Origin of the sequence: Mesorhizobium sp. M7A.F.Ca.CA.004.12.1.1, from assembly GCF_003997835.1 — a bacterium.
In the GTDB taxonomy this organism is placed as follows: Bacteria; Pseudomonadota; Alphaproteobacteria; order Rhizobiales; family Rhizobiaceae; genus Mesorhizobium.
The window spans coordinates 1-1215 of the sequence record NZ_RZRK01001218.1; the positions used below are offsets into that span (position 1 = coordinate 1).

General features: G+C 65.7%; 2 protein-coding genes. Both read right to left on the reverse strand.

Annotated features, from left to right (window positions below; translation table 11 throughout):
- Window positions 1-489: iron chelate uptake ABC transporter family permease subunit (locus tag EN984_RS35255; RefSeq protein ID WP_164765954.1), on the reverse strand; the 489-nt coding region annotated here is incomplete at its 3' end.
- Window positions 482-1215 (reverse strand): ABC transporter substrate-binding protein (locus tag EN984_RS35260; RefSeq protein WP_127384386.1); only part of this gene is annotated, 734 nt, incomplete at its 5' end. The genes EN984_RS35255 and EN984_RS35260, both read right to left, overlap by 8 nt.

The window sequence follows — 1215 nt, forward strand, 5'->3', positions numbered from 1 at the left end:
GTGCCAGGACAGAGCGAAAACGGCGGCAAGGGCGACGAATGCGCCAGCCAGCGCCACCCATTCGCGCCCGAAGGCAAGCAGCGACGGTGACAGAAGCGTCGTCAGCGCCAGCGCCAGATAGGCACCGGCCGAGACGCCGACCGTTTCGGGCGAGGCAAGCGGGTTGCGCAGAACCTGCTGCAGGACGGTTCCGGCAAGCCCGAGCGCCGCACCGCACAGAAGGCTGACGGCAAGCCGAGGCAGGAAAGCATAGTGGACGAGCACCTGCCGCATGTCGGCGATGTCGGGGGCGGCGAGCGATTGGAGCCAGAGCGCCGATGGTAGCTGCACGGTGAGGTTTGAGACGGTTGCCGCTGACGCTGCCGCGAGCAGCACCGCGCAAAGCAGGATCGCGCCTACCGGCTGATTGCTGAAAAAGCTCCACGCGGAGGCCCGGCCGGCCGACGCATGCTTCCCCCCTTGGGCAATGGCCGCAGCATCCTCAGCCACGGGCGGCCTCCACAGTCATCGCAGACGCCAGGACCCGAGCAAAACGGGTGGCGGACGGAAGGGCGCCGAACATATGGACGGCGGGAAGACGCATGATCGAGCGGTTGCGCACGAAAGGCATGGCGTTCCAGACCGGACTTTCGGTCAGCGTGCCGCCCGCGCCCTCGGGCAAGGGTTCAAGATAGGCGAGGCGAGCGTCGCTGGATGTCGCCAGCCCGTCGATACCAATGGTCGAAAACCCCCAATAATTGGTCTCGGCCGTCCAGGCGTTGGCGAGCCCGATGCGATCGAACACCTCCTGAAACAGACTCTTCTTGCCGTAGACGCGCACATTGCGCGGGTCCATGAAGCTGACGACATAGATCGGCCGCGCCGAAAGCGGCGCCAGTTGCCGGCGAACTTCCGAAAAATACGCATCTGTCGCCGCGATCAGCGCCTCGCCTTCGCTTTCCTTGCCGACAAGCCCGGCAAGCTGGCGCGTCGCCTCGAGCGCGCGCTGATAGGGCTGCCCGGCCTCGGTATAGAGCCCGATCGTCGTCACCGGCGCCACGCGTTCGAGCAGCGGCTTGATGCCGTCGAGATACGGCATGGACAGGATGATGTCGGGCCTGAGTTGCTGCAGCAATTCGAGATTGGGTTCGAGCAGCGTTCCGACATCGGCGATCTCAGGCGGCAGCGGCGTTTTGACCACCCAGGTCTCCCAGATGCCCCGACCGGCAACGGCCA